Raw genomic sequence first — 25091 nt, forward strand, 5'->3', positions numbered from 1 at the left:
TATGATAAGCCAAGGGTGACCTTGGCTTTAGTTAATCATATTTAAAATATAGTTTATAGGGTCTTCCTTTTCATCCAGGGCAATTTCAGGATAGGTTCCGTTTAAGTTATTTAGAAATCCATCTTCGTTTACGCCAGTGCTATATGGAAGTGACAATAGTAGATGTGACTTTGGCAGTTCAACAATTGAATTTATTGGTGCTATGCCACCGCCCTTTGTAAGGGTTCCTATTGTTCTTCCAAATCCAGTTCTGTTTGTGAATTGGCTTATGAAGTCTGCGGCGCCACTGGTCTCTTTACTTTGTATTACAAAGACTTTGCCTTTGAAGTTAGCTTTGTTTGTGCCCATATCTTTAAAGCTATAGCTTTGATAGAATGGGAATTGATCCAGCTGCTCTTTTTTTTGTAAGTTGATATCACCTTTGCTATTTAAGTATTCTTCGTTAACTGATATGCCGGAGATTATATTTAAATCTCTTAAGGCATTTGGAAAGTCCTTTGTTCTTTGAAGTATTTTAAACTCTGCCATGTTGGTGCTATTTGAAAGTGGTTTGATAATATTTTCTATGGCATAGTCTATGGAATTTCCGTGGCTCTTTCTAATGTCGATTGCCACATATGGATATGAGTTAGATTTTTTTAAAAAATCTAAAATCTTTTTTTGGTCTTCCAATTTATATTTACTATTGAAGTTATCTACTCTAATAATTGCAACCTTGTTATCTGCAGTATCAAGAACTAAATTTGAATTGGTATTAAGTTCTTCGTTTTCCTTTTTAAATTCAGAATAAACCTGTTTTACCTTTGGATTATTAACTATATCTTTTAATGTGGAATCATTTCTGTTCGAGTAGTTATTGTAGATGTTTAAGTAATTGTCATATTCCAAGATATATAAATTTTCGTCTTTAAACTCATTTAGGTAAGACTTTATAATGGTTCTATACTCTGGTAAACTCAAGTCTTCTTCTAGTCTTTTAGAATATTTTTCGTTTAAATTATTGAAGTCAAGCTCCCCTGCTGTGCTTAGATAAGGATAGTTGATGTAGTTATGTTCGATTAGAGAAGATAGGTGATTAAACTCCTCTTTGGACTCTACGGAACTAATAAAATTCTTTTCCTTACCTTCAGCATCCTCTTTAGAATTTTTCTTATAAACTCTATTACCTGGAAGGGTTAGCGCAATTATAAAAATTAAAACCGCTATATTTATAACTGCTAAAAATTTTTTTCTATTCATAGCTCCTCCTTTTTTCAAAGTATAATCAACAATAAAAGTATTGTTTTATTTGTACCCAAATTTCAAAATATTATTCTAAAATAAGATTGTAATGATTACAAATTACTTGACTTTAAAAAATATTAACGATACAATTTAATAGTAAGATAATTATAGGGGGTTATTATGAATTTAAAAGGAACAAAGACAGCACTTAATTTAATGGTATCTTTTGCTGGTGAATCACAAGCGAGCATGAGATACAAATATTATGCAAAGGCTGCAAAAAAAGAAGGATATGTTCAAATATCAAATATCTTTGAAGAAACTGCACACAATGAAGACCAACATGCTAAGAGATTTTTTAGATTTCTTAATGAAGGTGGTCTAAAGGATGAAGCAGTTAATGTTAACTGGGACTATCCAGTACTTTTAGGAGACACAAAGGAAAATCTTCGTAAATCAGTTGAAGGGGAACACGAAGAAGCTTCACAAATGTATCCTGACTTTGCAAAGGTTGCAAAGGAAGAGGGCTTTGACGAAATAGCTAGAGTTTGGACTGAAATAGCTGAAGTTGAAGAAGCTCACGAAACAAGATATCAAAAACTTTTAAACAACATCGAAGAAGGAAAAGTTTTTGAAAAAGACGAAGTTGTTAGATGGAAATGTAATAACTGTGGCTACATACATGAAGGCAAATCTGCACCAGAAGTTTGTCCTGCATGTGATCATCCACAAGGTCACTTTGAAGTATTTAAAGAAACATATTAAAACAGAGCCTGCAAAGGCTCTTTTTGTTTATAGATAATTATTGAGGGTATATAAATAAGTAGGATTTTGTAATAATTCCATCGCTGAATATTAAAATTAAGTTTTTAATGGTAAAATATAGATGGTGAGATTATGAAATTTGAAAATATTTTTAAGAATAAGATAGTGATAGCTGCCATAGGTTTTTTAATCCTATTATTAGCGTTTTTTTTCATGAGTAGAGGTGGATATGTAAAGAATTTTACAAATCTTCCCTTAGAAGGCGACTATTCAAATATCGTTATTGGATCTAAACAAGTCTTTATTTTAAAAGATGGATACATTGGCAGTTTTTCCCAAGATGGCAAGGAGATTAAGAGAATTAACCTGCCTCTAAAAGGTGGAAACATCGTTGGGGATAAAGATTTTATTGTGTATTATAGCAATGCAAATATTTATCTCTTGGACAAGTCGGGAAAGATTAAAGCAAGTAAAAAATTAAATTTTCCAATTGAAGACTGCGTTATTAAAAATAATAAAGCTCTGGCGGTTGGGAAGAACTCATATGCCGTTATCGACTCTTCAGAAAATATCATCTGCAAGGGAAAGGTAAATGGAAGGATTATTACTTATGACTTGGGAGATGAAAGAGCCGTTATAACTTCAATTGTAAAAAAAGATGAAGAGAAAAACAATGTAACTTCTTTTATGTATAGTGTAGATTTGAATGATAAAAAGGAAACTGCAATAACCTTTCCAAATGAATTAATCTTCTATAGCGAAGCCTTTCAAGACGGACATATTTTGACGGTGTCAAATATTGAGGCAAGGGTTATGAAGGATGAAGCCATATTGGGAAAGAAAAAGGTAAATGATTTTAAGGCTGCAAGGGGCTATAAAAACAATATCTTTATTCTTGAAGATGACAAATTAGGCGTATATGATTTAAATTTATTAAATCAAAAGAAAATGGAGTTAAAGGGAGATTTTTCTTCCTTAGCTATATTAAAAGACAAGGTCTATTTATATAATTCAAAGGGCTTTGCCATGTATGAAAGTGGAATGGTCAAAGATTTTGTTCAAACTGAAGAAGTGCAAGATGTAATTGTAAATTCTTCGGACATTTTCTTTATACATTCAAATTCAATAAGTGTTGAAAATTAGGAGGTAAAAAATGGAAAAAATTAATGCAAAAGGATTAGCATGTCCAAAACCAGTAATTATTACTAAACAAAAATTAGACGAAATGACTGAAGGAACTGTGGAAGTTCAAGCTGACAACCAAGTTTGTGTAAACAACCTTGAAAAATATGCAAAGGGTCAAGGATTTGAGTTTGACTATAAGAAGTTTGCTGATGATGACTTCCTTGTTACTATAGTTAAGTCAAAGGATTCAGTTGCTACAGAAGTTAAATCAGAAGAAGATTTTACACTAGCTATTACTTCAAACACCATGGGTGGAGGAGATGAAGAACTAGGAAAGATTCTTATTAAGTCATTTGTATATACAGTTTCTCAAACAAAGCCACTACCAAAGACAATTGTATTCTACAACAAGGGAGTATTTCTAACTTGCGAAGGCTCAGAAGTTCTAGATGACTTAAAGGCAATGGCAGATGAAGGTGTAGAAATTGTATCATGTGGAACTTGCCTTGACTACTACAATCTAAAGGAAAAACTTCAAATAGGCGAAATCTCAAATATGTATACAATCTATGAAAGGATTTCAACTCCTAATAAGAATGTGATTATAAGATAATGAAGTACTTGATGTTAACATTTGAATCTGTAAATCATACGATGATGACAGAGAGCAAGTTAAAGGCAGATGGCTTTGATATAAAGACAATACCAACTCCAAGGGAAATATCCAACAGCTGTGGCCTTACCATTAGAATGAGCATGGACGACCTAGAAAAGGTTAAAGCTTACAAAGATAGTCTACCTATAGCGTACTTTTGGGAGTACACCACAGACAGTGATGGAAATAAAGCGGAGAAGATAGATTAATGACTCAGATTAGAGAGTTTTATTTACAGTTAAAAACATTTTTCTATATTGACGGCACAAAGGACCTTAACATATTTGGGAAGTTTGCAGTAAGTATTTTAATATTTCTAATTACAGTATTTTTAGCGAAAGTTGTAACAAAATTTGTTTTTGAAAAATTATTAATGACAGAGACTAAAAAGTTCAAAAATGTAATTGGCGAAACAACTCAGGGTAAAACCATAGCTTCTGTAATGGAAAATACTTTACGATATATAATTTACTTCTTCGGAGTATTACAGATACTAGAAGTATTCAAAGTTGGAAGGAGCTTAACCGTCGGGATTGCCGGAATCGGTGGGGTTGCCATAGGTTTTGGATCTCAGTTTATAGTAAGGGACTTTATATCTGGACTATTTGCTCTAATAGAAGATCAATATGGAATTGGAGACAATGTTTTAATAAATGGAACAATTGCAGGGGTTGTTGAACAATTTGGAATGAGAACAACGAGAATAAGAGGCTTTGACGGCTCTATTACAAATATCGCCAATGGTTCAATACAAACTGTAAAGAATATGTCCAGATCAAACCAAAGGGCCTTTGTGGAAATGACCATACCTAGTGGAGTTTCCGTTGAAGATTCTACAAAAGTTGTGGAGATATTGGGAGATGAGTTAGGTGAAAACAAAAATGTAACGGTAAAACCATATATCTACGGAATAACTGGAGTAGGTAACTTTGACAATATAAAAATAACCGTTGTAGGTTGGGCAAAACCAGGAGAACAATATTGGTTGGAACTTCAAATTAGAAAAAGATTTTTAGAGCTTTGTGAAAATTACAAAAGTTCTAATTTAGAAGGTGGTGCCTATGAAGTATAAAGTTGGAGATATTATAACTTTGAAAAAGGGACATCCATGTGGCGAAAATAATTGGAAGATACTTCGCACAGGTATGGATATTAAATTGGAATGTCAGGGTTGTAATAAGACAATATGGCTAGAAAGACCGGAGTTTGAGAAGAAACTTAGGCGTATTAAGGACTCAACTGGAAAGTTTGTATCCATAGTGCATTATGAACCTGAAGAAAATATAGATGGGGATGTGGAATAGAATGAAAAAATTTAGCAAAATAGTTTTGAGCTTTCTTTTAGCTTTTTCTTTCTTATTGCCTAGTGTTGCATTGGCAGAAGAAACAAAAAAGGATGATGCGGCTGTAGGAGTTACGGATAATAAAAACACTGAAAAGAAAACAGAAAAAACTAAAGAACCTGAAAAAAATGAAGAAAAGAAAGAAGCTACAGAAGCTCCAAAGGAAACATTGGAAAGTAAGTTTCCAGTAGTGAAAGTAAAGAAAATAATTCTAAATGAAAAAGACATTACAGATAAACAAGAAATAGAAAGAATAGTTAAAGAATTAAAATTACAATGGTCTATTAATGATGGAACAACTAAAAGTACAGTTGAAGGACCTGAGTTTAAAGTATTTAAAGCAAATACAAATAACCAAAAAGTAGACTTTGTAATAGGGGATAAATACTATGAATTTGTTGGAGTTTCAGTAAATGGAGATCCAGGTACAGGTGTAGAAGGAAAAAAAGAGTTCTCTTTTAATATTATAAAAAAAGAAAATGATGTTGTTCTAAGAATCCATAGAGATACTTTAAATCTTAAAGTTAAAGTAGATGGACCTAAGATCCAACTTAAGAAATTAAAAGTTAAACTAAATGGAAATCAAATTGAACTTGGTAAAGACATTGCAATATTTGCAGGTTCTGAAAATAAATTAGAATTTACAGGCTTTGATGACAACTTTGTAGTTTATAAAGATGGAAAAGCTATAAAATTACCGTATGAGTTTACTATGGCAAAAAATTCAGATTGGGAATTTGAATTAAAACCAAGTAGAAGTGTTAACAGACTTTCTGGGACAGATAGATTTTTAACGGCATTAGACACTGCAAGGGAAGTTAATGAAAAACCAGAAACTGTTATAGTTGCAAATGGAAGAGATGGATCTGCAGACGCCCTTGCGGCAGGACCATTGGCAAAGGCTCTTAATGCACCAATCTTACTTGTTGAGAAAGATTCTATTAAAAAAGAAGTATTAGACTATATTCACAACGACAATCTTAAGAGGGTGGTTATCGTAGGTGGAAAAGGTTCAGTTTCAAGTAAGATATTTAATGAATTGAAAGGCAACAACTCTACTTTAAAAGTTGATAGAATAGCCGGAGCAAATAGATACGAAACTTCACAAAAAATTGTTAAAGAACTTATTGAAAAACACAAGTACAACAAAGAAGTGATTTTAGTTGACGGAAGACAAAATGCAGATGCTCTTTCAGCAGCGCCTTATGCAGTGCTAAAAAAATCACCAATATTACTTGTATCTCCAAACACAGGCACAGTTCAAGCAAAGAAAATGCTAAAGGATCTAGAAGTTAAAACTTCCGTTGTAATTGGTGGAGATAGCTCTGTAAGCGACTCAACAATAAACGCCTTGGGAGTTAAAAATAGTTTGAGAATTAAAGGAACAAATCGTTATATAACTTCACAAGAAGTTTGTAAAAAGCTTCAAGGAGAAAAGGATTATATTAATTCATTAATCATTGCAAATGGAACAGATAAATATTCTATTGACGCATTAACAGCATCATCACTTTTAAACAAGGTTAATGCACCAATTCTACTAGTAGATGGCAAGTCATATACAGATAGTTTAAAGAAATTTGTTGATGATTTAAAACTTAGTCCATTCAATGCATATTTAGTTGGTGGAGAAAGTGCGATTAGTGCTGAAATTAACAACAATATAGGTTATTAATTACTGAGGGCCGCTTAGGCGGCTCTTTTTTATGAAATTTTTGACATATAATCTCAAATTTAATAACATTAAAAAGAAGGAGGTAATTATGTCTAATTGTAATAGTGGAGGATGTTCAGGATGCAGCCACTCATCTGGATGTGGCCATGCAAAAAATCCTGTTGATTTTAAAATAAACCCTTATGAAACAACAAAGATTAAAAATATTATTGGAGTTGTCTCAGGAAAGGGAGGAGTTGGAAAGTCCCTAGTGACATCAATGCTTGCTAGCGAAATGGCAAGAAAGGGTTACAAGGTAGGGATTATGGACGGAGATATTACTGGACCAAGTATTCCAAAGTACTTTGGCTTAAAGGGTAATGCGACTTCAAACGAAGAAGGAAAAATTTATCCAGTTGTAACTAAGAACGATATAAAAGTAATGTCCATAAATTTACTTTTGGAAAATGAAACTGATCCAGTTGTGTGGAGAGGTCCAGTTGTTGCTGGAGTTATAAAACAATTTTATCAAGAGGTACTATGGGAAGAACTAGATTATTTATTCATAGACTTGCCACCGGGAACAGGTGATGTACCACTAACCATATTTCAGTCACTTCCAATAGATGGAATTGTTGTGGTTACAACACCAAATGAACTTGTTGAAATAATTGTAAAAAAGGCAATTAAAATGGCAAAACTTATGAACGTTCCAGTACTTGGACTTGTTGAAAACATGTCATATTTAAAATGCCCTTGCTGCAATGAAGAAATTTCAGTTTTTGGAGAAAGCAAAATTGAAAAAATTTCTAAAGAATTAAATATTACAACTTTCTCAAAAGTTCCAGTGAATACAGAAATTTCTAAAGCCACAGAGAGCGGAAAGATATATGAATTAAAAGAAGACTTTTTATACGACATAGTTGAAAGAATTGAAATTTTATAAAATGAGGGGGCAATGCCCCTTTTTAATTTATTAAAATAAATTTTTTACTAACAACTTTCACCTTAATATTAATAATTGTTAAAAACTATTGCATTAATTTGCAGTCTATAGTAAAATATAATTGTAAATAAAGAATGATAATATTCATTATCTTATTAGCCTAGTTTAGTTTATTTGAGTTGTTACATATTTTAAGCGACCTACAGTCGCTTAAAATTGTAAGAGAATTATTGCCGATTTTTTAAAAAGCGTTGATTAATTTGACCTGACAATAAAGGGAGGATTAATATGGACTTTAAACAATTGGAGATTTTTGTAGCGCTTGTACAAAATGAAAGCTTCTCAATTGCTGCAAAAGAACTTGGTATATCACAACCAACAGTAAGTTTGCAGATAAAACAATTAGAAGAAGAGTTGGACACAGCTTTGTTCATTAGATCCACAAGAGAGCTAAAGGTAACTGAAGCTGGAACATTGCTTTATAAAGAAGCAAAGAATCTGTTGACAAAAAGAGACAGAGTTATGGAAAAGTTTGGGGAGAAGAATCAAAACAAGATTATTGTTGGTGTTTCAAAAATACCTGCATCACATATTCTTCCAAAGGTATTGCTTAAATACAGACGAGAGTTTCCAAATATCTCTGTAGTAATTAAAGAAACTAATAGTGTTCAAACTATTAAAAAAGTTTCCGACTATATGGTAGATTTAGGAATAGTTGGAATGAAAAAAGACGATGAAAACTGTGACTTTGCACCTATTTTCGAAGATGAATTTGTATTTATCTGTCCAAACAATGACTACTATAGAAAGTTAAAAGAGTCAAAGCCTTCAATAAGAGAGCTAGTTAGACAACCTATGATCTCAAGAGAAGAGGGTTCAGGAATTAGAAATAAGATGGATGCAATTGCAAGTGAAGTTGGTGTAAGTCATGATCAATTGGATGTAGTATTAACAGTTAATGATGATATGTTAGTGAAAAAAATGGTTGGACAAGGAGTTGGAACTTCTTTCTTCTCAAAGATAGCTGTAGAAGATATGATAGAAGATGGATCTATTTTAGCCATTCCACTAACTGAAAGTAAAGAAAGATATAGGAATCTATATGCATGCTGGAACAAAAAGGTAACTCTTCCAGTTCATGTAAGATCATTCTTAGATTTGATTTTGGATTGTGAAAACGAAATGTAATAGAAAATGCCCTCGAGTAATCGGGGGTATTTTAGTGTGGTAAAATACTAAAATGTGTGATATTATATTATTATAATCTATTTAGATTAGTACTGTAATTTTAAATTCAGAGGGGGTAATGTAATGGCAAGTAATATCAACAGTCCTGCTGAAATGGTTGAGATTAATAGAAATTTATCTGTTTCTAAAACCTCAAATGCCACAGTAAAAACTTTGATGATGGGACTGCTTGCAGGAATGTTCATAGCAATTGGTGGAGCAGCTTCATCGCTGGTATCAATGTTAGGGGATGGAATGTCGCCACTTGCAGTAAAGTTATTGGGAAGTGCAATCTTTACAATAGGAATTGTATCTGTATTGGTTGCAGGAGCGGAACTTTTTACAGGCAATATTCTTATATCCATTGGGCTTTATTCAAAAGATATAACAGGAAAACAAGTTTTAGTTAACTGGTGTAAGGTTTGGGTTTTTAATTTAATTGGTTCAATATTTTTTGCATGGCTAATGACAGCTAGCAAAGTATTTCCTGAAAATGCACTGGACTACTTCCAAAACTTGGCAACTAAAAAAGCCAGTCTAGACTTAGGAACTGCATTTTTTAGAGGGGTATTATGTAATATTTTAGTATGTCTATCAGTTTGGACTGCAGCAGCGGGCAAGGATGGAATATCTAAATTTTTCCTATCCGCATTTCCAGTATTTATATTTGTATTTTTAGGTTTCGAACACTGTGTTGCAAATATGTATTATTTTCCTCAAGCAATCTTTTTAGGAGCAAATGTTTCTATGGGAGCAGTTATATCAAGATTATTAATTGTAACTTTAGGAAATATTGTTGGTGGACTTATAATAGCAACACCGTACTATATAACCTATGAAAAAAAAAGAAATTAAAAAAGAGCAAGAGTTTACTCAAGCTCTTTTTATTTTTCTTAATTTAGCCTTCAACTGTAATATCAACTTCAGAAGTCCATAGTCCGTGGATATTACAATATGAAGTTGCAATTAGCTTACCACATTTGTTTAACTTAACTGCTGTTTTAAGAGTTGGTTCAGTGAAAGCATCTCCTTCTCCATGAGCTGTGAATCTTGAGTCTGCAATTTCAACAGCTTTGTCTGAATCTTTTGCAAGATAATATAATTTAATCCATGCAATATGATGTTCCATTGTGTTAGGATGTGCAATCTCTTTACCTACAGCAACTTCTACGTCAAATAAATCTTCGCTTTTAACTTTTTCAGGTGCTGTGATTACTGGAACGTGTTTTTCGTTTTTCCAATCAGCTGTTTGGTATAATTCAGTAATTTTACTCATTTAAATCCCCCTTTAAATTAATACATTTCATATATACCACTCTTTTAATAATTTAAACAAATATGAAAAGATTTTAAAGTTCACCAAGAGTATTATTGATGGCAGTTGAAATAAGAAATATTTTTCGTAAACTTCTATTAATTATTCATGCGATAGGTTATAATTTAGTGTAGGAGAGTGTAAATGATTTCATGAGTGGAAAATTATATGAATTAATTGTTACAACAACCTTCGGACTGGAAGCTGTTGTAAAAAGAGAATTATTAGATATGGGATATGACAATTTAAAAATTTCCGACGGGAAAGTAGAGCTAAAGGGAGATGCAAGGGACATTGCCACAATAAATATGAAGATTAGATGTGGTGAAAGAGTTCTTATTAAAGTTGGAGAGTTTAAAGCCTTAAGCTTTGAAGAGCTATTTGACAAGACCTATGCACTACCTTGGGAAGAATATATCAGCGTGGATGCAAAATTTCCTGTGGAAGGCAAATCCATAAAGTCAAAACTTTTTTCCATTTCCGATTGCCAGAGTATTTGTAAGAAGGCAATTGTGGAAAAATTGAAATCAGTTTACAAAGTGGATTGGTTTGAAGAGACTGGAGACATGTATAAGCTGGAAGTGTCCTTATTAAAAGATATTGCAACAATAACTTTAGACACTTCTGGAGAAGGGCTCCATAAGAGGGGATATCGTGGAAGAGCGGGGGATGCTCCACTAAAGGAAACATTAGCTGCTGCCATGGTACTACTTTCCTATTGGAATCCATCAAGAACTCTTTATGACCCTTTCTGTGGATCTGGGACAATACTAATTGAAGCCGCAATGATAGGTAAAAACATTGCTCCCGGCATAGACAGAAGCTTTGCCTCTGAAAAGTTTCCATATGTGGGGGAGAAAATATATAAAGAAGTTAGGATAAAGTGTTTAAGTGAAATAGATCATGATGTTAAGCTTCATCTTTTAGGTTCGGACATTGACAAGAGGTCCATATTAAGAGCAAGGGACAATGCAGAGATGATTGGGGTTAATGAAGACATTCAATTTTTCATGAAGGACATGAGAAAAGTTGACCTGGAAGACAATTACGGAGTTGTTATTACCAACCCTCCATATGGCGAGAGGATGGGAGAGTTAAAAGAGGTTGAAAAACTTTACAAGGACTTTAATAAAAAGTTTAAAAATTTTAAAACCTGGTCTATTTATTTAATTACATCCTATGAAAATTATGAAAAGTTGGTTGGTAAAAAGGCTGATAGAAAGAGAAAACTTTATAATGGTAGAATTAAAACCTGCTACTATCAGTACTATGGGCCAAGACCTCCAAGGCAAGGTGATTAAATGTTAAAGAAATTAGAGATAATTTTTTCTGAGGAAAAGCTTAGAGTATTTGATTATCTTTCAGATTGGATTAGAATAATCGATATTCACGGAAATATCTTGTTTCAGAATTTGCAGATGATTAAAATGGTTGGAGATCAGATTGGAAAAAACTGTCTTGAAACTGGTAAGGACAAAGATGTTATACCGGGAACTGTTCTTGAAGACTTTAATGGTTTAGGACAAAATACTAGAAACATAGTTATAGGTCTAGAAGAGTTTATGGTAAAGAGTTCAATTGTAATGGACGATAACAAGCCAATTGCAATTATTGAAACCTTTAGAAATGTGACCATGGAGTCCATTGCAATAAAGAGATATCAAAAGATTACACAAAAGACTCAAAAGGAATTAAATGATGCAAGAAAGATTCAAAAGTGCCTTCTGCCAGAAGTTGGAGATCATAGAGGACTTGATATAAGTTATAAATACATCCCTTCAGAGTATCTTTCTGGAGATATGTTTGATGTAATACCTATTGACGACACAAAGACTGCAATCTATATTGCAGACGTGGTGGCCCATGGTATATCCGCATCAATACTTACCATGTTTGTAAGGCAGTCTGTAAGATATCATATTGCGAGAAGTTCCATTACAGGATATACTCCCGACATTATCTTGAGATCTCTAATAAGAAGATTTGGAGAATTAAACCTTGAAGATAGTAAATACTTCACAATTTTTTATGGAGTTTTTGATAAGAGCAAGGGAACTTTTCACTATGCAAATGCAGGGCATAATGCAATTCCCCTAAAGATAAATAAAGAAGGAGAAGTTGAAAAGCTAAAGGGAACAGGTCTTCCAATTTCACTAATAACTTCAAAGGGAAATTATTCGGAAAACATTATTGATTTAAAACTCGGTGAAAAAATATTATTCTACACAGATGGAATAACCGAAACTAAAGATTACTTTGGGGAGTTTTATGGAACGGATAGACTGATTGAACTGGCATCAAAAAATCCTGAAAATATCTTAGATAAAATTGTAAATGAGGTTTCTGGGTATAGATGGGGAAGACAAGAAGATGATATAGCTATACTTTTAGTTGAAAGAAAAGAGGACGAAAATGGCGATTAAATTTGATTTTTCAAAGGCTTATAATTTAAATGAGCTGGAAAAATATTATGGACAAGGTGAAGAAAATTTAGAAAAAGTTCTAAATAAAAACTCTGAAGGGTCAGACTTTTTAGGTTGGGTTGAACTTCCTAAAAACTATCCAGAAGAAGAATTAAATAAAATAAAAAAGGCGGCAGAAGATATAAGAAAAAAGGCAAACTACCTAGTTGTAATCGGCATAGGTGGATCATATCTTGGTACAAAGGCTGTTGAAAACTCTTTAAAGCCTTACTTTGAAGCTGACGATGAGTTCAAACTCATATATGCAGGTCATCATCTAAGCTCAACCTATTTAAATGAATTGGTTAAGTTTTTAAAGGATAAGGAGTATTGTATAAATGTAATTTCAAAATCTGGAACTACTACAGAGCCTGCAATTGCCTTTAGAATTTTACAAAGAGAACTTGAAGAAAAGTACGGAGAAGACGCAAAAAATAGAATTTATGTTACAACCGACAGAGAAAAAGGCGCTTTAAAGAAGCTTTCACTACAAGAGGGCTATGAAACTTTTGTAGTTCCCGACGATATTGGTGGAAGATTTTCTGTAATAAGTCCAGTTGGGCTTTTACCACTTGCAGCTAAAGGTGTTGACATAGACAAACTTTTAGATGGCTTTAAAAAGGGTCAAGAGCTTTTCACAGTTGTGAATGGAAAAGAGAACCCTGCCATTAAGTACGCAATAATAAGATATCTTCTTCATAGTGAAGATAACAAAGACATTGAAATACTTGTAAATTACGAACCATCTCTAACATATATCTCCGCATGGTGGAAACAACTATTTGGAGAGTCTGAAGGTAAGGATGGCAAGGGAATTTTTCCAGCAAGTGTAGACTTCACTACCGATTTACATTCAATGGGTCAGCTTATTCAAGAGGGCAAGAGAAATATATTTGAAACGGTTATTGAAGTGGAAAATCCTATGGAGGACATTGAAATACCATTTGATGAACAAAATCTTGATGGATTAAATTACATTGCAGGTAAAACTTTAGACTATGTAAATAAAAAAGCTACAGAAGGAACAAGAACTGCACATGTTAAGGGTGAAGTTCCAAACATAAGCATAGTTTTGGATAGAATAGATGAAGAAAATTTAGGAAAGCTTTTATACTTTTTCGAAATTTCTGTAAGCATTTCAGGATATTTATTGGGAGTAAATCCATTTAATCAACCAGGTGTGGAAGAATATAAGACACAAATGTTTAAGTTATTGGGAAAACCAGGATTTAACTAGGAGGTGTAAAATGGTTGTAAGGGAATATTTAGAAGGATTTTTATCTGAGATACTATTTAGAACAAAGAAGGACAAGAAGACCTTTGGTTTATGGTACTTGGGATATGGACTTGCAGTAGCGATTATATCCATGATTGGCCTTAAAATAATTGGAATTCATGGAGTGATTATTAAGGGAATATTAATAGGGCTATTTAGTTTAATTCCATTTATGGGTTCAGGAATAATGATGATACCATGGATATTAGCAAGGGTCATAACAAACGAAAAGATGTTAGGAAGTCAGCTTGCAATTTTATTTATTATACTTTGTATCTTAAAAGAGATAGCCTATCCTTTCTTAATAAAAATAAAATTTAATATAAGACCTATAATTCTCTCTGTTGTATTTTTAATCTTTTTCACAATTGGTAAAGAGACTGGAGCAATCTGGGCAAGTGTAATTATCTTTATAATAACAACGCTTTTTGATGCCATAGATATACAGTCATACTATAGAAAAAATAGATCTAGAGTAAGAAGAATGGCAAGATATTAGAAAAGACTCTTAGGAGTCTTTTTTCTTGGAACAAAATAATAAAATTATGGTAAACTATTATATAGAAATAGGAGGAATTATGATAGATTTGCATAATCATAGTGAGTTCTCAGTTGACAGTAGAACTCCAATGGAAGAAAATATTTTATCTGCAATTAATAATGGACTAAAATACATTTCAATTACAGACCACATGGAAATAGTAGAAGTTACTGATGTATATTCTGACACCCTTGATGTGGAAGGGTATTTTAATAAATATAAGAAGTTAAAAGAAACTTACAAAGATGATATAACTGTTCTCTCAGGAGTTGAAGTGGGAATACAGGAATGTACTGCAAAGATTGTAGATGATTTTGTAAGTAAATTTGACTACGACTTTGTAATTGGTTCTGTGCATTCGCTATTTGAAAAAGATCTTTACCATGGTGGTTACTATAAGAACTTGACCACAGATGAACTTTATAAAACATATTATGAAGAGATGTATAAGGCTGTAAAGGCCACTAGAAACTTTGATGTGCTTGGACATATTGACTATATTGACAGGTATTTAGATAAGGGAGTAAAGGTTCCAAGGCAAGAGAACAATAAAGAAACCATACTAAAGATATTTAAAGAACTTATAGACTCAAATAGAGGAATTGAAATAAACACCGGTGGATATAGAAGGGGACTTCCATATCTTCATCCACATGAAAAAATTCTTAAGTGGTATAAAGAAGCCGGTGGAGAGATTATAACCATAGGATCCGACGCCCATATATCAAAGGATGTTGGTGCAAACTCAAAAGACGCTGTGGACTATTTAAAGGCAAATGGATTTACAGGAGTTTATATTTTTGAAAATAGAAAACCAAGAAAGTTGAAATTTTAATGAAAAATATTTTAATGATATCCACTGGAGGCACTATTGCATCCATAAATAAGGGCAAGGGCCTTGCTCCAGGACTTAACTCAAGGGAATTGGTTGAGTATTTAAATCTTGATAAAAACAAAGTTATCATAGACACCTTGGATCTAATGAGCATTGACTCAACGGACATACAGGTGGAGGACTGGCTTAAGATAAGTACTGCAATTAGGAATAACTATAATGACTACGATGGCTTTGTTATAACCCATGGAACAGACACATTGGCCTACACTGCATGTGCAATTTCCTATCTTATACAAAACTCGAAAAAGCCAATTGTACTTACTGGGGCACAAAAGTCAATATTTAGCGATATAACAGATGCAAAGCTAAACCTGACAGATAGTATAACCTATGTGTGCGACGACAGGTCAAGCGATGTAAATATCGTGTTTAACGGCAAGGTTATTGCAGGAACAAGGGGAAGAAAGGAAAAGACTAAGAGCTATGACGCCTTTACAAGTCTAAACTATCCTGTGCTTGCAACTGTCCATGACGATAAGATAATAAGATATCTTCACAAGGACTTTGAAGGGGAAGTTAAGTTTTATGACAAGCTAGACGACTCAATATTTTTATTAAAACTAATACCGACCATTGAACCGGAACTTTTGTCATATATTTTCAAAAAGTACAAAACAGTTATAGTTGAGTCCTATGGCGTTGGTGGAATACCATCCTATCTTGTAGATGCATTTAAAGTTGAACTTGAAGAGGACAGAAAATTAAATATCGTAATAACTACACAAGTTCCCATGGAGGGCTCGGATATTTCGGTATATGAAGTTGGTAGAAGGCTTGATGATTTAAATATAATGGAGTCCTTCGACATGACCCTAGAGTCAACTGTGGTAAAACTTATGTGGGCCATGGCGGAAAGCGGTGGCGACTTTGAAAAGTTAAAAAAACTTTTTTACACACAGATAAATTACGATACACTATACGAATTATAAGGAGATGAATAGATGAAAGATACAATAATATCCTTTATAAAATCTATATTACTGGCACTTGTTCTTGCAATTATTATTAGAACATTTATTTTTTCCGTCACAGAAGTGTCCGGTCAGTCCATGTATCCAAACTTTGACACTGGAGACAGGCTTATAGTAAATAGATTGGGAGTATGGATAAGAGATGTGGAAAAGGGAGAAGTAATAGAGTTTCTTTCCCCAGATATAAAGCCGAATGGAAAGAGGGACCACTTTATAAAAAGAGTTATAGGAACTGCAGGAGACACTGTAAGTTTAAACGAGGGAAGAGTTTATCTTAATGGAGAAGAGCTTAAAGAAGATTATATTTCTTATGACATAGAAACATTTCCTGAAATTGACCAGTCAGAATGGGAAGTAAAAGAGGGAGAGGTTTTTGTTCTTGGTGACAATAGATATAACTCAGACGACGGAAGAAGATTTGGAACCATCCCGACAAATACAATAAAGGGAATAGCGGTATTTAGATTTATTCCATTTAACAAATTTGGAAAAATAAAATAATGACTCCTTCGGGAGTCTATTTTAATACCCTTAAGTTTTACAATTTCAATATAAATTGTTAAAATAGGTGAAGGAGGAGCAATGGATAGAAGAAAAAGAACTCGAAGTGCAAAGAGAAAAAGACAAATTTTTAGAAATAGATTATTCCTTTCCATTTTTCTTGTGTTTCTTATTTTATTAATAAAAAATGCATTTTCTTTAGGGGGAAGGATTGAAAAGGCTTCTGAAAACCTAGATTTAATTGGAACTGCTAAGGACTATTCGGAAAGGTTTGATTCTACAGATAAAACACATCAACAAGATATAGAATATTCCGATGCAACTACAGTTGAAGGCTATATTGCGAATATTGAAAAAGCGGCAAAGATGGATAAAAACGCCAAGCTAATACTTGATAATTTAGATGAACTTCCAGAGTCCATGATTAAAATGGCGGGAAGAAATCCCGATACAATAGACTTTATTGCAAAGTATATTGACAACAGAATAAATTATACTTACCGATATCCAAAGAAGATTTATAAAAATCTTAGGTACCCATATTATATTCAATGGGATCAAAGTTGGGGATATCAAGAGTATGGTTCTGGAATAATTGGCGATACAGGTTGTGCGCCTACATCAATTGCAATGATGCTTTCAGGAATTACTAATAGAAGGATTACCCCAAGTGACATAGCAAAACTATCCCATGACAATGGTTATGTAGGAGACTATGGAACAAACTGGGATGTGTATCCATTTATTTCAAATGAGTATGACTTAGAGCTTAAGGACTTACAAAATAGCAAAAACAAAATAACAGAAGCGCTGGACGATGGTTATTCTGTAATTATTTCAGTTGGTCCTGGAGTTTTTACAACGGTGTCCCATGTTATGTTAATAGTAGACTATGATGACCAGGGAAGATTTTTAATTTATGACCCAAATAGTTTACAAAATTCTGAAAAAGCTTGGGACTATGATGAATTTAGTCAAGATATAAAGAAGATGTGGGCATTTAAGTAATGACAAGATTAAAAAAATATAAAAAAGATTTTGAATATTCATATGTGTTGGGACCTTTCCCAACTCTTGAACTAATTGATAGCAAGCCTGACATAGTTGAAAAGGTATATATATCGCCGGACTTCAACGAAATTTCAAAAGTTACAAAAAAACTTGATGAACTTTCCATAGCATATGAAATTTCACAGGACAATTTAAATAGAATTTCATTAAAGAAGAAAGAATACATGGCGGCTACATTTAAAAAATATGCCAGCCAAATAAAAAGGGGAAGTAATCACATTATCCTCGATAGGATTTCAGACATGGGTAACCTTGGAACCATTCTAAGAACCATGACGGGATTTGGATACAAAGATGTAGCCCTAATTGGAAATTGTTGTGATATATATAACCCTAAAGTAGTAAGGGGCTCCATGGGATCATTTTTTAAAATTAATTTTGAAAACTTTTCGAACCTTGAAGAGTATCGTAGTCTTCATGAAAATAAAATATATGCATTCATGCTAGACGAAAGTGCAAAACTTTTGAAAGATGTAAGTTTTTCGAAAAACTATGCACTGGCATTTGGTAATGAGGGCAGTGGCCTTGGAGAAGAATATGAAGCTTTTGATATAAACAAAGTGATTATTCCTCAAAGTGAAGAGGTGGACTCTCTTAACTTGACAATTGCTGCAGCTGTTGCAATGTATGAAGCAAAAAAATAATTCCCTCATGCGAGGGAATTTTTTTATAGCATTTCTATGAAAGCTGCTATTCTTGTATTTAATTGACCGATATCTGATTGGCCGTAGTCTGTTTCAACGGAGATGTAAGGTATATTCTTTTCGTTATTAACAAAGTTTTTAATACTTAGCGATTCAACTTGGAATGGTTGGCAAGCTTGAAGGTGCATATCAACTACTCCATCAACTTTGAATTGGTCAATAAGTCTTGATAGAAGTTCCTTTCTATTTGGATTAGGCGACATACATGCACAACCTATTTGTAAATATTTTTCTGCCATTGCAGCAATTGGGTCACCAGTATCTTCTTCAACGTTCTTGTCGATTGCCTTTGCGCCGCCGCAGTTTTCATATGAAACTACGATACCACCGTTATTTTCAACGGCTTCAATTACTTTTTCAGTTGCTCCACCAATAGGACATCCTGTAATTAATATTCTCTTCTTACCAGTAATCTTTTTGCTTTCAGCTAAAACTTGTTCCTTTAGAGCTTTAATTTCTTTAGGTATCTTATGTTTATCAAATTCAAAAGTAATACCATTTAGTACATGCCAAAGCTCAAGGCCAGTACATGGAAGTTCATCAGCTTCCATTATTTCGTAAAAATCTTTTACAGCAGATCTTTCTGCATTTTTAACCTTTATAGCTTCTTCTAGATCTTCGTCAGTAATTTTTACATCAAAAGTATTTTCAATAATCTCCTTGGTTTCCCTTATTTGGTTTGCCCAAAGTTTTAATCCATCTTCGGAATACTTGTTTGGAAGTTCCATAACATGAGTTGGTCTAATCTCACCAAGATATTCGTACATCTTCTTTTTACCATCACAAGTAGTTTCTCCAATAATCATGTCAGAGAAAAAGAAGAAAGGACATTTGTCAGTCATAGCAAATCCATAACTTGATTTAATAAGTGGACAAAGATTTGAAGGTAAATGTCTTTCCGCATCTGAAATAGTCTCATCAGAAGTAGAACATAGAGAAACAGAAGTTGCTCCTGCTGCTACAGCTAGTTCTTGTGGGAAAAATGTACAGAAAGTTCCAATTAGAGGAATCCCTTTTTCCTTTTGTTCCTTTACCTTTATAAATGCATTTTGTCTACCTTCCGCGAAATCTTTAAAAATTTCGGGTAGTTCTTTTCTTATATCTACAGTCATTTAAAACACCCCTTTTCATTATTACAAGAACATTATATAACAAATATTAAAAAAATCAATAAAAACAAAAGTAGGTTATTGTGCTAAACTATTATTGAGGAGGTAGTGATGTATAAAGCATTTGTATTTGACTTAGATGGAACTTTAATTGATAGCCTTGAAAGTATAGGCAATTTATTTAATACTCATTTAGAAAAAATGGGTTACGCTCCATGCGATATGAAACTCTATAATGAATTTGTCGGTGGGGGAGCAAAGGTACTTGCCATAAGAGCATTTAATTACATTAATGAAAGAGATAATTTAAACTTAGATGAAGAGGGGATAATGAAAAAGGTTGAAGAAATTCTTCCAGATTATCTATATGATTACAATAATAGAGATGATAGAACAACAAAACCATATGAAAATATAGTCCAGTCCTTGACAAAACTTAAAAAAGAGGGAAAGGTATTAGCAGTTTGCACTAACAAACCATTATCTGCAGCGGTGAATGTTTTAGATAATATTTTTGGGGAAAATTTCTTTGATTATATCTTTGCAGATAATAAAAAAATAAAACTTAAACCAGAAACCGATATGGTAGATGAATTAAAAAGAGTTTCGGGTTTGAAGGATGAAGAGATGATTTACTTTGGAGATACCTGCACAGATATGAAGACGGCAGTTAAATCAAATATATTTCCAGTGGGAGTAACATGGGGGTTTAGAACAGAAGAAGAGCTTTTAGAAAGTGGAGCAAAGGCAATAATACACAAACCAGAAGAAATTTTAAAATTTTTAAAATAAATTTTAAAAAGGTATTGACAATCATTATCAGCGATGGTAATATAAATACAGATAATAATTCAAAACACCCCTTTTGAAAATATCTTATGGATTTATTTAATCCAAATACAGGCGGAAACCCCTTAACCGCCTGTTTTTTTATTTCTAATTTCTAGTCTTCAAACTTTCATCAGATATACATGAGAGATGTAGTGAGTCGAAGTTTCTTAATGAAATGACAACATTTTTAGAATCCATACGTGTAATAAAATGTAAGCCCACAAAACAAAATTAAAAAAATAGAAGAAAATCTACAAGATTTTCTCCATCTTTTCTAACCTCTCACTTCTTTTATTATATGCTAATAACTTCTATTCCATTTTCTTGAAGTATTCTAGTTGCAATGCCATTTCCATCTACTAGTACTCCAGAAAAACTTCCGTCATAAATCTTTCCCTTACCGCATGATGGGCTCTTAGCTTTTAAAAAGGCTTTTTTTATTTTATACATTTTGCAAAGTTTTAAAGCTTCGTTGGCTCCATATAAAAAATCTTCTGTTAAGTCAACGCCATCAATATTATAAACCTTTCCATCTTTTATCTCACAAGGTTTTCGTGGTGTTGGGAGTCCTGCAGCCTGTTCGGGACAAAATGGAATAACATTGTACTTGGAATTTAATTCATCAAAAATATTTTTTGAACTTTTCTTATCATATCTGGTGTTAAGTCCAATTAAGCATGAACTAACTAGTACATTTTCCTTCATAGCTTTATACTCCTTAAAATCTTTGTAATGGGAAGTCCCACAATATTGTAATAGTCTCCATAAATTGAGTCTATAAGAACTTTGTCCACTTCCTTTATATTGTAGGAACCAGCCTTATCTAGTGGTGATTTGGAATTTACATAATCTTCTATAAATTTATTTACAAAATCACTTTCTTCTACAAACTTAACCCCAGAGACAACATAGTAGAGCATATAGTCCTTAGGATTATTTAATAGACATACGGCGGTACAAACATAGTGGAGATTACCGAGAAGGGAATGGATTGTGTCTTTAGCGTCATTTAAGTCATGGGGTTTACCTAAAATTTTATCTTCAGTAACCACAACGGTATCAGCAGATAGAATTAAACCGTCATCTTTCTTTTTGTGCACAGCAAGGGCCTTTTGGAAAGAAACCTCTGCAGTTGTAAGAAAACTATTTTTTAGAAAATCGTAATTTAATGTTTTTGAAAAATTTTCTATTATGGAATTTTCGTCAATCTCTGGTTTTATTATTTCGAAGTCGTCTATAAATTTTGACATGAGTTCAACACGCCTTGGAGAAGATGATCCAAGAATAAAATTGTCGAATTCAAATCCATCATGGTTTTTAATTATAAAGGTACCAATATTGTCTAAATTTAAATTCATTACTTGAGATCTCCTTGAAATTCTTTTGAAATTCTTAAAATGTTTTGAAATAAATCTTTAGAGTACTTAAAATACTCTTCAGGAGTTTCACTTTTTAATTTCGAAAAAATTTTATCTTCTCTATTTTTATCTAAAATATCTATCTTGTTTAATTTTTTTTCTTCTCGTATATGACTAACTACTTCCAGTCTTTTTATAAATAGTTTGTTGAGTTCTTCGTCAATTGAATCAACTTCAGCTCTTAAGTTTTCTAAATTTTTCATAGCGGCCTCCTAAATAAATTATAACATAGTCGGTGTTTTGATTGATGTAGATTTATCCGGGGTATGTTATGATATAGTTAGAAAATATTAGGAGGTAAACATGTTAGTATCAGCAAAAGAAATGTTAGACAAAGCTTATAGCGAAAATTATGCAGTTGGACAATTCAATATTAACAACTTGGAGTGGACAAGAGCAATTCTTGAAACTGCAGAAGAACTTAAATCACCAGTTATCTTAGGAGTATCTGAAGGTGCTGCAAGATACATGGTAGGATTTAAAACAGTTGTTAAAATGGTTGAAGGAATGGTAGAGGAATTAAATATTACAGTTCCCGTTGCGATTCACCTTGATCATGGTACTTATGAAGGAGCAAAAAAAGCTATTGAAGCAGGCTTTACTTCTGTAATGTTTGATGGATCTTCCTATCCAATTGAAGAAAATGTCGAAAAGACAAAAGAAATAGTTGAAATTGCACACAGCCAAGGTATTTCTGTGGAAGCAGAAGTAGGAGCTATTGGTGGAGAAGAAGATGGAGTTGTAGGAAGCGGAGAAATCGCCGACCCTAAAGAATGTAAGATGATAGCAAATCTTGGAATAGATTTCTTAGCTGCAGGAATTGGAAATATCCACGGAGTTTATCCTGAAAACTGGAAGGGACTAGACTTTGAAGCTCTAGAAAATATTAAGACAGAAGTTGGAAAGATGCCACTAGTACTTCATGGAGGTACTGGAATACCTGCTGATATGATTAAAAGAGGTATCGAACTTGGAGTTTCTAAAATAAATGTAAACACTGAATGCCAATTAGAGTTTGCAAAGGAAACTAGAAAATATATTGAAGATGGCCTGGACAAAGTTGGTAAGGGATTTGACCCAAGAAAATTGTTAAAACCAGGTACTGAAGGAATAAAAAGAGTAGTTAAAGAAAAAATGGAACTATTTGGTTCAGTTAACAAAGCATAATCTTAAAAATAAATATAAATTAACAAATTCTAAAATAACTGATATAATTAAGATGTGTAAAATAAAATTATATCAGGAGGATTAAGATGAAATACGAAAAAGAGTATGAAGAACAAAATCAAAGAATGGGTTATTTAATGGAAAACTCCAAACTTACATCTGCAGTTATGGGTTCAGTTGGTGCAAACATGAAAGATGGAGCACTAAGCTTAAAAGAAAAAGAATGTGTTATGTTAGGTATTGCAATAGCAATTAGATGCCATGACTGTATAAGAGCACATGCTAAAAACTGCAAGGACGTAGGACTTACTGAAGAAGAAATAATTGAAGTTGTAGAAGCTGCAGTTGCCATGGGTGGAGGACCTTCTTTTGCATTTGGCTCATATGCATTAGATGTATTTAGAAATTTATAAAAATAAAAACGGCTCTCATATGAGGGCCGTTATTTTAATGCTGATTTAAACTTTCAAGTTCAATCTCTTTATTCAACAGTTTTAATTCTTTTAGCATAAATGCAAGGGTCAATAAAAACGAAATCACATCTGAAATCGGATAGGTCAACCAAACTCCATTAAGTCCTAAAAATCTTGGGGCAATTATTAAAACTGGTAAAAGTACTAGTAACTGACGTGACAGTGATAAAACAATTCCTCTAACTGCCTTGCCCGTTGCTTGGAAGTAGTTTGCAGAAATAATTTGGAAACCTACAACTGGATTTGCAAGGGAGCTTAACCTTAAACATGAAACCGCTCCTGGCATTACCTTGTCGATGTCCTTTGCGTTCATTATAAATGCCTTTATCAACGTTTCTGGTATAAACATCATGGCAAGGTAGGTCAATGTCATATAAATTGTTGCAACTATGCAGGCGAGCTTAAAGGCCTCCTTAACTCTGTCGTGCTTCTTGGCACCGTAGTTAAATCCGATAATAGGTTGACTTCCCTGGTTAAGTCCAAACACCGGCATAAAGGCTAGTGTGGAAATACTATGCATTATTCCCATGGCTGCAATTGCCTGGTCATCGCCATAGTGATTTACTTGAAGGTTAAACACTACAATTACTAAAGACGCTGCAATTTGCATTCCAAATGGTGCAAGCCCCAGGGCTACTATCTCTTTCACAACAGGAAGTTCAAATCTTAAATTCTCTCTCTTTAGTTTTAGTGAAGTCTTCTTTCCTAAGAAGAATGCAAATACCCAAATCATTGATAGGAATTGACCAACAATAGTTGCTAGGGCCGCACCCTTGACACCCATGCCCATCACAATTACAAATACATAGTCTAGAATAATATTTGTAATGGCACCGATTAACATGGTACCCATGGCAGTTGAAGGACTACCTTCACCCCTTATGAAGAAGTTCATACCAAAGCCAAGCAACTGTGCTGGTATACCTATTGCTAATATTGACAAGTATTCAGTTGCTATTGGAAGAAGTGCTTCACTGGATCCAAGTTTTCTAAGGATTGCTTCAGGAAATAATAATAGTACAGTAGTTAGTACAACCGATAGTACAAATTGAAGCGTGAAGGACTGTCCAAGTATCTTTTCCGATTGCTTTATTCTTCCCTGTCCCATTCTTATTGATGAAAGGGAGTTACCTCCCATACCAATTAGCATTGAAAATGCCATTATAATTAAACTTACTGGATAAGTTAGATGAACTCCTGCTATTGCAAGAGAGCTTACCTGTCCTAAGAATATTTTATCAATTACATTGTATAGGGCGTTGACCAACATCCCTACAATGGCAGGCACTGAAAACTTTATTAATAACTTTTTTACATCTTCCTCACCAAGTAATTTATTTTTATCAATTTTCTCCATAATTTCACCCCACAAATAATAAAATTCTCCTATAAAACACAATAATAAATTCTATCAC

General features: G+C 33.1%; 29 protein-coding genes. 22 read left to right on the forward strand and 7 right to left on the reverse strand.

What is annotated here, in order from left to right; all coding sequences use genetic code 11:
- Positions 1-27: 27 nt before the first annotated feature.
- A complete protein-coding gene (locus L6651_RS00350; protein ID WP_237036076.1) occupies positions 28-1239 on the reverse strand; it encodes a S41 family peptidase in 1212 nt (403 codons plus the stop codon).
- Positions 1240-1404: 165 nt separating this feature from the next.
- Between L6651_RS00350 and rbr the strand changes: the two genes are divergently transcribed.
- The 10 genes from rbr to L6651_RS00400 all read left to right on the forward strand — a co-directional run bounded on the left by rbr (position 1405) and on the right by L6651_RS00400 (position 9794).
- The gene (rbr, locus tag L6651_RS00355; protein ID WP_331473678.1) at positions 1405-1989 is read left to right on the forward strand and encodes a rubrerythrin; all 585 of its coding nucleotides are present in this window, start codon (positions 1405-1407) and stop codon (positions 1987-1989) included.
- Positions 1990-2121: 132 nt separating this feature from the next.
- Entirely contained in the window at positions 2122-3132 is a 1011-nt protein-coding gene (locus L6651_RS00360) for a hypothetical protein (RefSeq protein ID WP_237036077.1), read from the forward strand.
- Positions 3133-3142: 10 nt separating this feature from the next.
- Entirely contained in the window at positions 3143-3727 is a 585-nt protein-coding gene (gene yedF / locus L6651_RS00365; RefSeq protein ID WP_237036078.1) for a sulfurtransferase-like selenium metabolism protein YedF, read from the forward strand.
- Between the two features lie 11 nt (positions 3728-3738).
- Positions 3739-3978 (forward strand): putative Se/S carrier protein, encoded by a 240-nt coding sequence (locus L6651_RS00370; protein ID WP_237036079.1) that lies wholly within the window; start codon positions 3739-3741, stop codon positions 3976-3978.
- A complete protein-coding gene (locus tag L6651_RS00375; RefSeq protein ID WP_237036080.1) occupies positions 3978-4841 on the forward strand; it encodes a mechanosensitive ion channel family protein in 864 nt (287 codons plus the stop codon). Before L6651_RS00370 ends, L6651_RS00375 begins: the two co-directional genes overlap by 1 nt.
- Positions 4831-5073 (forward strand): DUF951 domain-containing protein, encoded by a 243-nt coding sequence (locus L6651_RS00380; RefSeq protein WP_237036081.1) that lies wholly within the window; start codon positions 4831-4833, stop codon positions 5071-5073. Before L6651_RS00375 ends, L6651_RS00380 begins: the two co-directional genes overlap by 11 nt.
- 1 nt (position 5074) lies before the next feature.
- Positions 5075-6787 (forward strand): cell wall-binding repeat-containing protein, encoded by a 1713-nt coding sequence (locus L6651_RS00385; RefSeq protein WP_237036082.1) that lies wholly within the window; start codon positions 5075-5077, stop codon positions 6785-6787.
- An 88-nt stretch (positions 6788-6875) separates the two neighbouring features.
- Complete coding sequence (locus L6651_RS00390) at positions 6876-7712, forward strand: Mrp/NBP35 family ATP-binding protein (protein WP_237036083.1); 837 nt, start codon at positions 6876-6878, stop codon at positions 7710-7712.
- Positions 7713-8000: 288 nt separating this feature from the next.
- Positions 8001-8900 carry a selenium metabolism-associated LysR family transcriptional regulator gene (locus L6651_RS00395; RefSeq protein ID WP_237036084.1) on the forward strand — a complete coding sequence of 300 codons (900 nt, stop codon included), beginning with the start codon at positions 8001-8003 and terminating at the stop codon, positions 8898-8900.
- Positions 8901-9023: 123 nt separating this feature from the next.
- Positions 9024-9794, forward strand: coding sequence for a formate/nitrite transporter family protein (locus tag L6651_RS00400; protein WP_237036085.1), 771 nt, complete (start codon positions 9024-9026; stop codon positions 9792-9794).
- 43 nt (positions 9795-9837) lie between these two features.
- Here the strand turns inward: L6651_RS00400 and L6651_RS00405 are convergent, their stop codons facing one another.
- Positions 9838-10215 (reverse strand): class II SORL domain-containing protein, encoded by a 378-nt coding sequence (locus tag L6651_RS00405; protein ID WP_237036086.1) that lies wholly within the window; start codon positions 10213-10215, stop codon positions 9838-9840.
- 191 nt (positions 10216-10406) lie between these two features.
- Here L6651_RS00405 and L6651_RS00410 point away from each other — a divergent pair, with 191 nt between their 5' ends.
- The 9 genes from L6651_RS00410 (at position 10407) to L6651_RS00450 (ending at position 18618) form a co-directional block, all read left to right on the forward strand.
- Positions 10407-11555, forward strand: a complete 1149-nt coding sequence (locus L6651_RS00410) for a THUMP domain-containing class I SAM-dependent RNA methyltransferase (protein WP_237036087.1) — start codon at positions 10407-10409, stop codon at positions 11553-11555.
- Complete coding sequence (locus L6651_RS00415; RefSeq protein WP_237036088.1) at positions 11556-12677, forward strand: PP2C family protein-serine/threonine phosphatase; 1122 nt, start codon at positions 11556-11558, stop codon at positions 12675-12677.
- Entirely contained in the window at positions 12667-13953 is a 1287-nt protein-coding gene (locus L6651_RS00420) for a glucose-6-phosphate isomerase (RefSeq protein ID WP_255784598.1), read from the forward strand. The genes L6651_RS00415 and L6651_RS00420 overlap by 11 nt, the downstream gene beginning before the upstream one ends.
- A gap of 10 nt (positions 13954-13963) precedes the next feature.
- A complete protein-coding gene (locus L6651_RS00425) occupies positions 13964-14491 on the forward strand; it encodes an AI-2E family transporter (RefSeq protein ID WP_237036089.1) in 528 nt (175 codons plus the stop codon).
- Positions 14492-14570: 79 nt separating this feature from the next.
- Positions 14571-15368: a histidinol-phosphatase HisJ family protein gene (locus L6651_RS00430; protein ID WP_237036090.1), complete on the forward strand. Its 798-nt coding sequence runs from the start codon at positions 14571-14573 to the stop codon at positions 15366-15368.
- Positions 15368-16360, forward strand: coding sequence for an asparaginase (locus tag L6651_RS00435; protein WP_237036091.1), 993 nt, complete (start codon positions 15368-15370; stop codon positions 16358-16360). The genes L6651_RS00430 and L6651_RS00435 overlap by 1 nt, the downstream gene beginning before the upstream one ends.
- Positions 16361-16372: 12 nt before the next feature.
- The gene (gene lepB, locus L6651_RS00440) at positions 16373-16903 is read left to right on the forward strand and encodes a signal peptidase I (RefSeq protein ID WP_237036092.1); all 531 of its coding nucleotides are present in this window, start codon (positions 16373-16375) and stop codon (positions 16901-16903) included.
- Positions 16904-16984: 81 nt separating this feature from the next.
- Complete coding sequence (locus tag L6651_RS00445; protein ID WP_237036093.1) at positions 16985-17911, forward strand: C39 family peptidase; 927 nt, start codon at positions 16985-16987, stop codon at positions 17909-17911.
- Entirely contained in the window at positions 17911-18618 is a 708-nt protein-coding gene (locus tag L6651_RS00450) for a TrmH family RNA methyltransferase (RefSeq protein WP_237036094.1), read from the forward strand. The genes L6651_RS00445 and L6651_RS00450 overlap by 1 nt, the downstream gene beginning before the upstream one ends.
- 23 nt (positions 18619-18641) lie before the next feature.
- Here the strand turns inward: L6651_RS00450 and L6651_RS00455 are convergent, their stop codons facing one another.
- Complete coding sequence (locus tag L6651_RS00455; protein ID WP_237036095.1) at positions 18642-19790, reverse strand: double-cubane-cluster-containing anaerobic reductase; 1149 nt, start codon at positions 19788-19790, stop codon at positions 18642-18644.
- A gap of 108 nt (positions 19791-19898) precedes the next feature.
- Here L6651_RS00455 and L6651_RS00460 point away from each other — a divergent pair, with 108 nt between their 5' ends.
- Entirely contained in the window at positions 19899-20579 is a 681-nt protein-coding gene (locus L6651_RS00460; RefSeq protein ID WP_237036096.1) for an HAD family hydrolase, read from the forward strand.
- Positions 20580-20912: 333 nt separating this feature from the next.
- Here the strand turns inward: L6651_RS00460 and L6651_RS00465 are convergent, their stop codons facing one another.
- The 3 genes from L6651_RS00465 to L6651_RS00475 are packed head-to-tail and all read right to left on the reverse strand — an operon-like array spanning position 20913 to position 22239.
- Positions 20913-21323, reverse strand: coding sequence for a 2-thiouracil desulfurase family protein (locus L6651_RS00465; protein ID WP_237036097.1), 411 nt, complete (start codon positions 21321-21323; stop codon positions 20913-20915).
- Positions 21320-21976, reverse strand: coding sequence for a nucleoside triphosphate pyrophosphatase (locus L6651_RS00470; protein WP_237036098.1), 657 nt, complete (start codon positions 21974-21976; stop codon positions 21320-21322). The genes L6651_RS00465 and L6651_RS00470 overlap by 4 nt, the downstream gene beginning before the upstream one ends.
- Positions 21976-22239 carry a chorismate mutase gene (locus L6651_RS00475; RefSeq protein ID WP_237036099.1) on the reverse strand — a complete coding sequence of 88 codons (264 nt, stop codon included), beginning with the start codon at positions 22237-22239 and terminating at the stop codon, positions 21976-21978. The genes L6651_RS00470 and L6651_RS00475 overlap by 1 nt, the downstream gene beginning before the upstream one ends.
- Positions 22240-22339: 100 nt before the next feature.
- On the opposite strand from L6651_RS00475, the gene fba reads away from it, so the two are divergent.
- Positions 22340-23203, forward strand: coding sequence for a class II fructose-1,6-bisphosphate aldolase (fba, locus tag L6651_RS00480; protein ID WP_237036100.1), 864 nt, complete (start codon positions 22340-22342; stop codon positions 23201-23203).
- Positions 23204-23289: 86 nt separating this feature from the next.
- Positions 23290-23616 carry a carboxymuconolactone decarboxylase family protein gene (locus L6651_RS00485; protein ID WP_237036101.1) on the forward strand — a complete coding sequence of 109 codons (327 nt, stop codon included), beginning with the start codon at positions 23290-23292 and terminating at the stop codon, positions 23614-23616.
- Between the two features lie 34 nt (positions 23617-23650).
- On the opposite strand, the gene L6651_RS00490 is transcribed toward L6651_RS00485, so the two are convergent.
- Positions 23651-25033 carry an MATE family efflux transporter gene (locus tag L6651_RS00490; protein WP_237036102.1) on the reverse strand — a complete coding sequence of 461 codons (1383 nt, stop codon included), beginning with the start codon at positions 25031-25033 and terminating at the stop codon, positions 23651-23653.
- Positions 25034-25091: the final 58 nt, after the last annotated feature.

It is taken from the genome of Mediannikoviicoccus vaginalis (assembly GCF_928097925.1).
GTDB classification, from domain to species: domain Bacteria; phylum Bacillota; class Clostridia; order Tissierellales; family Peptoniphilaceae; genus Mediannikoviicoccus; species Mediannikoviicoccus vaginalis.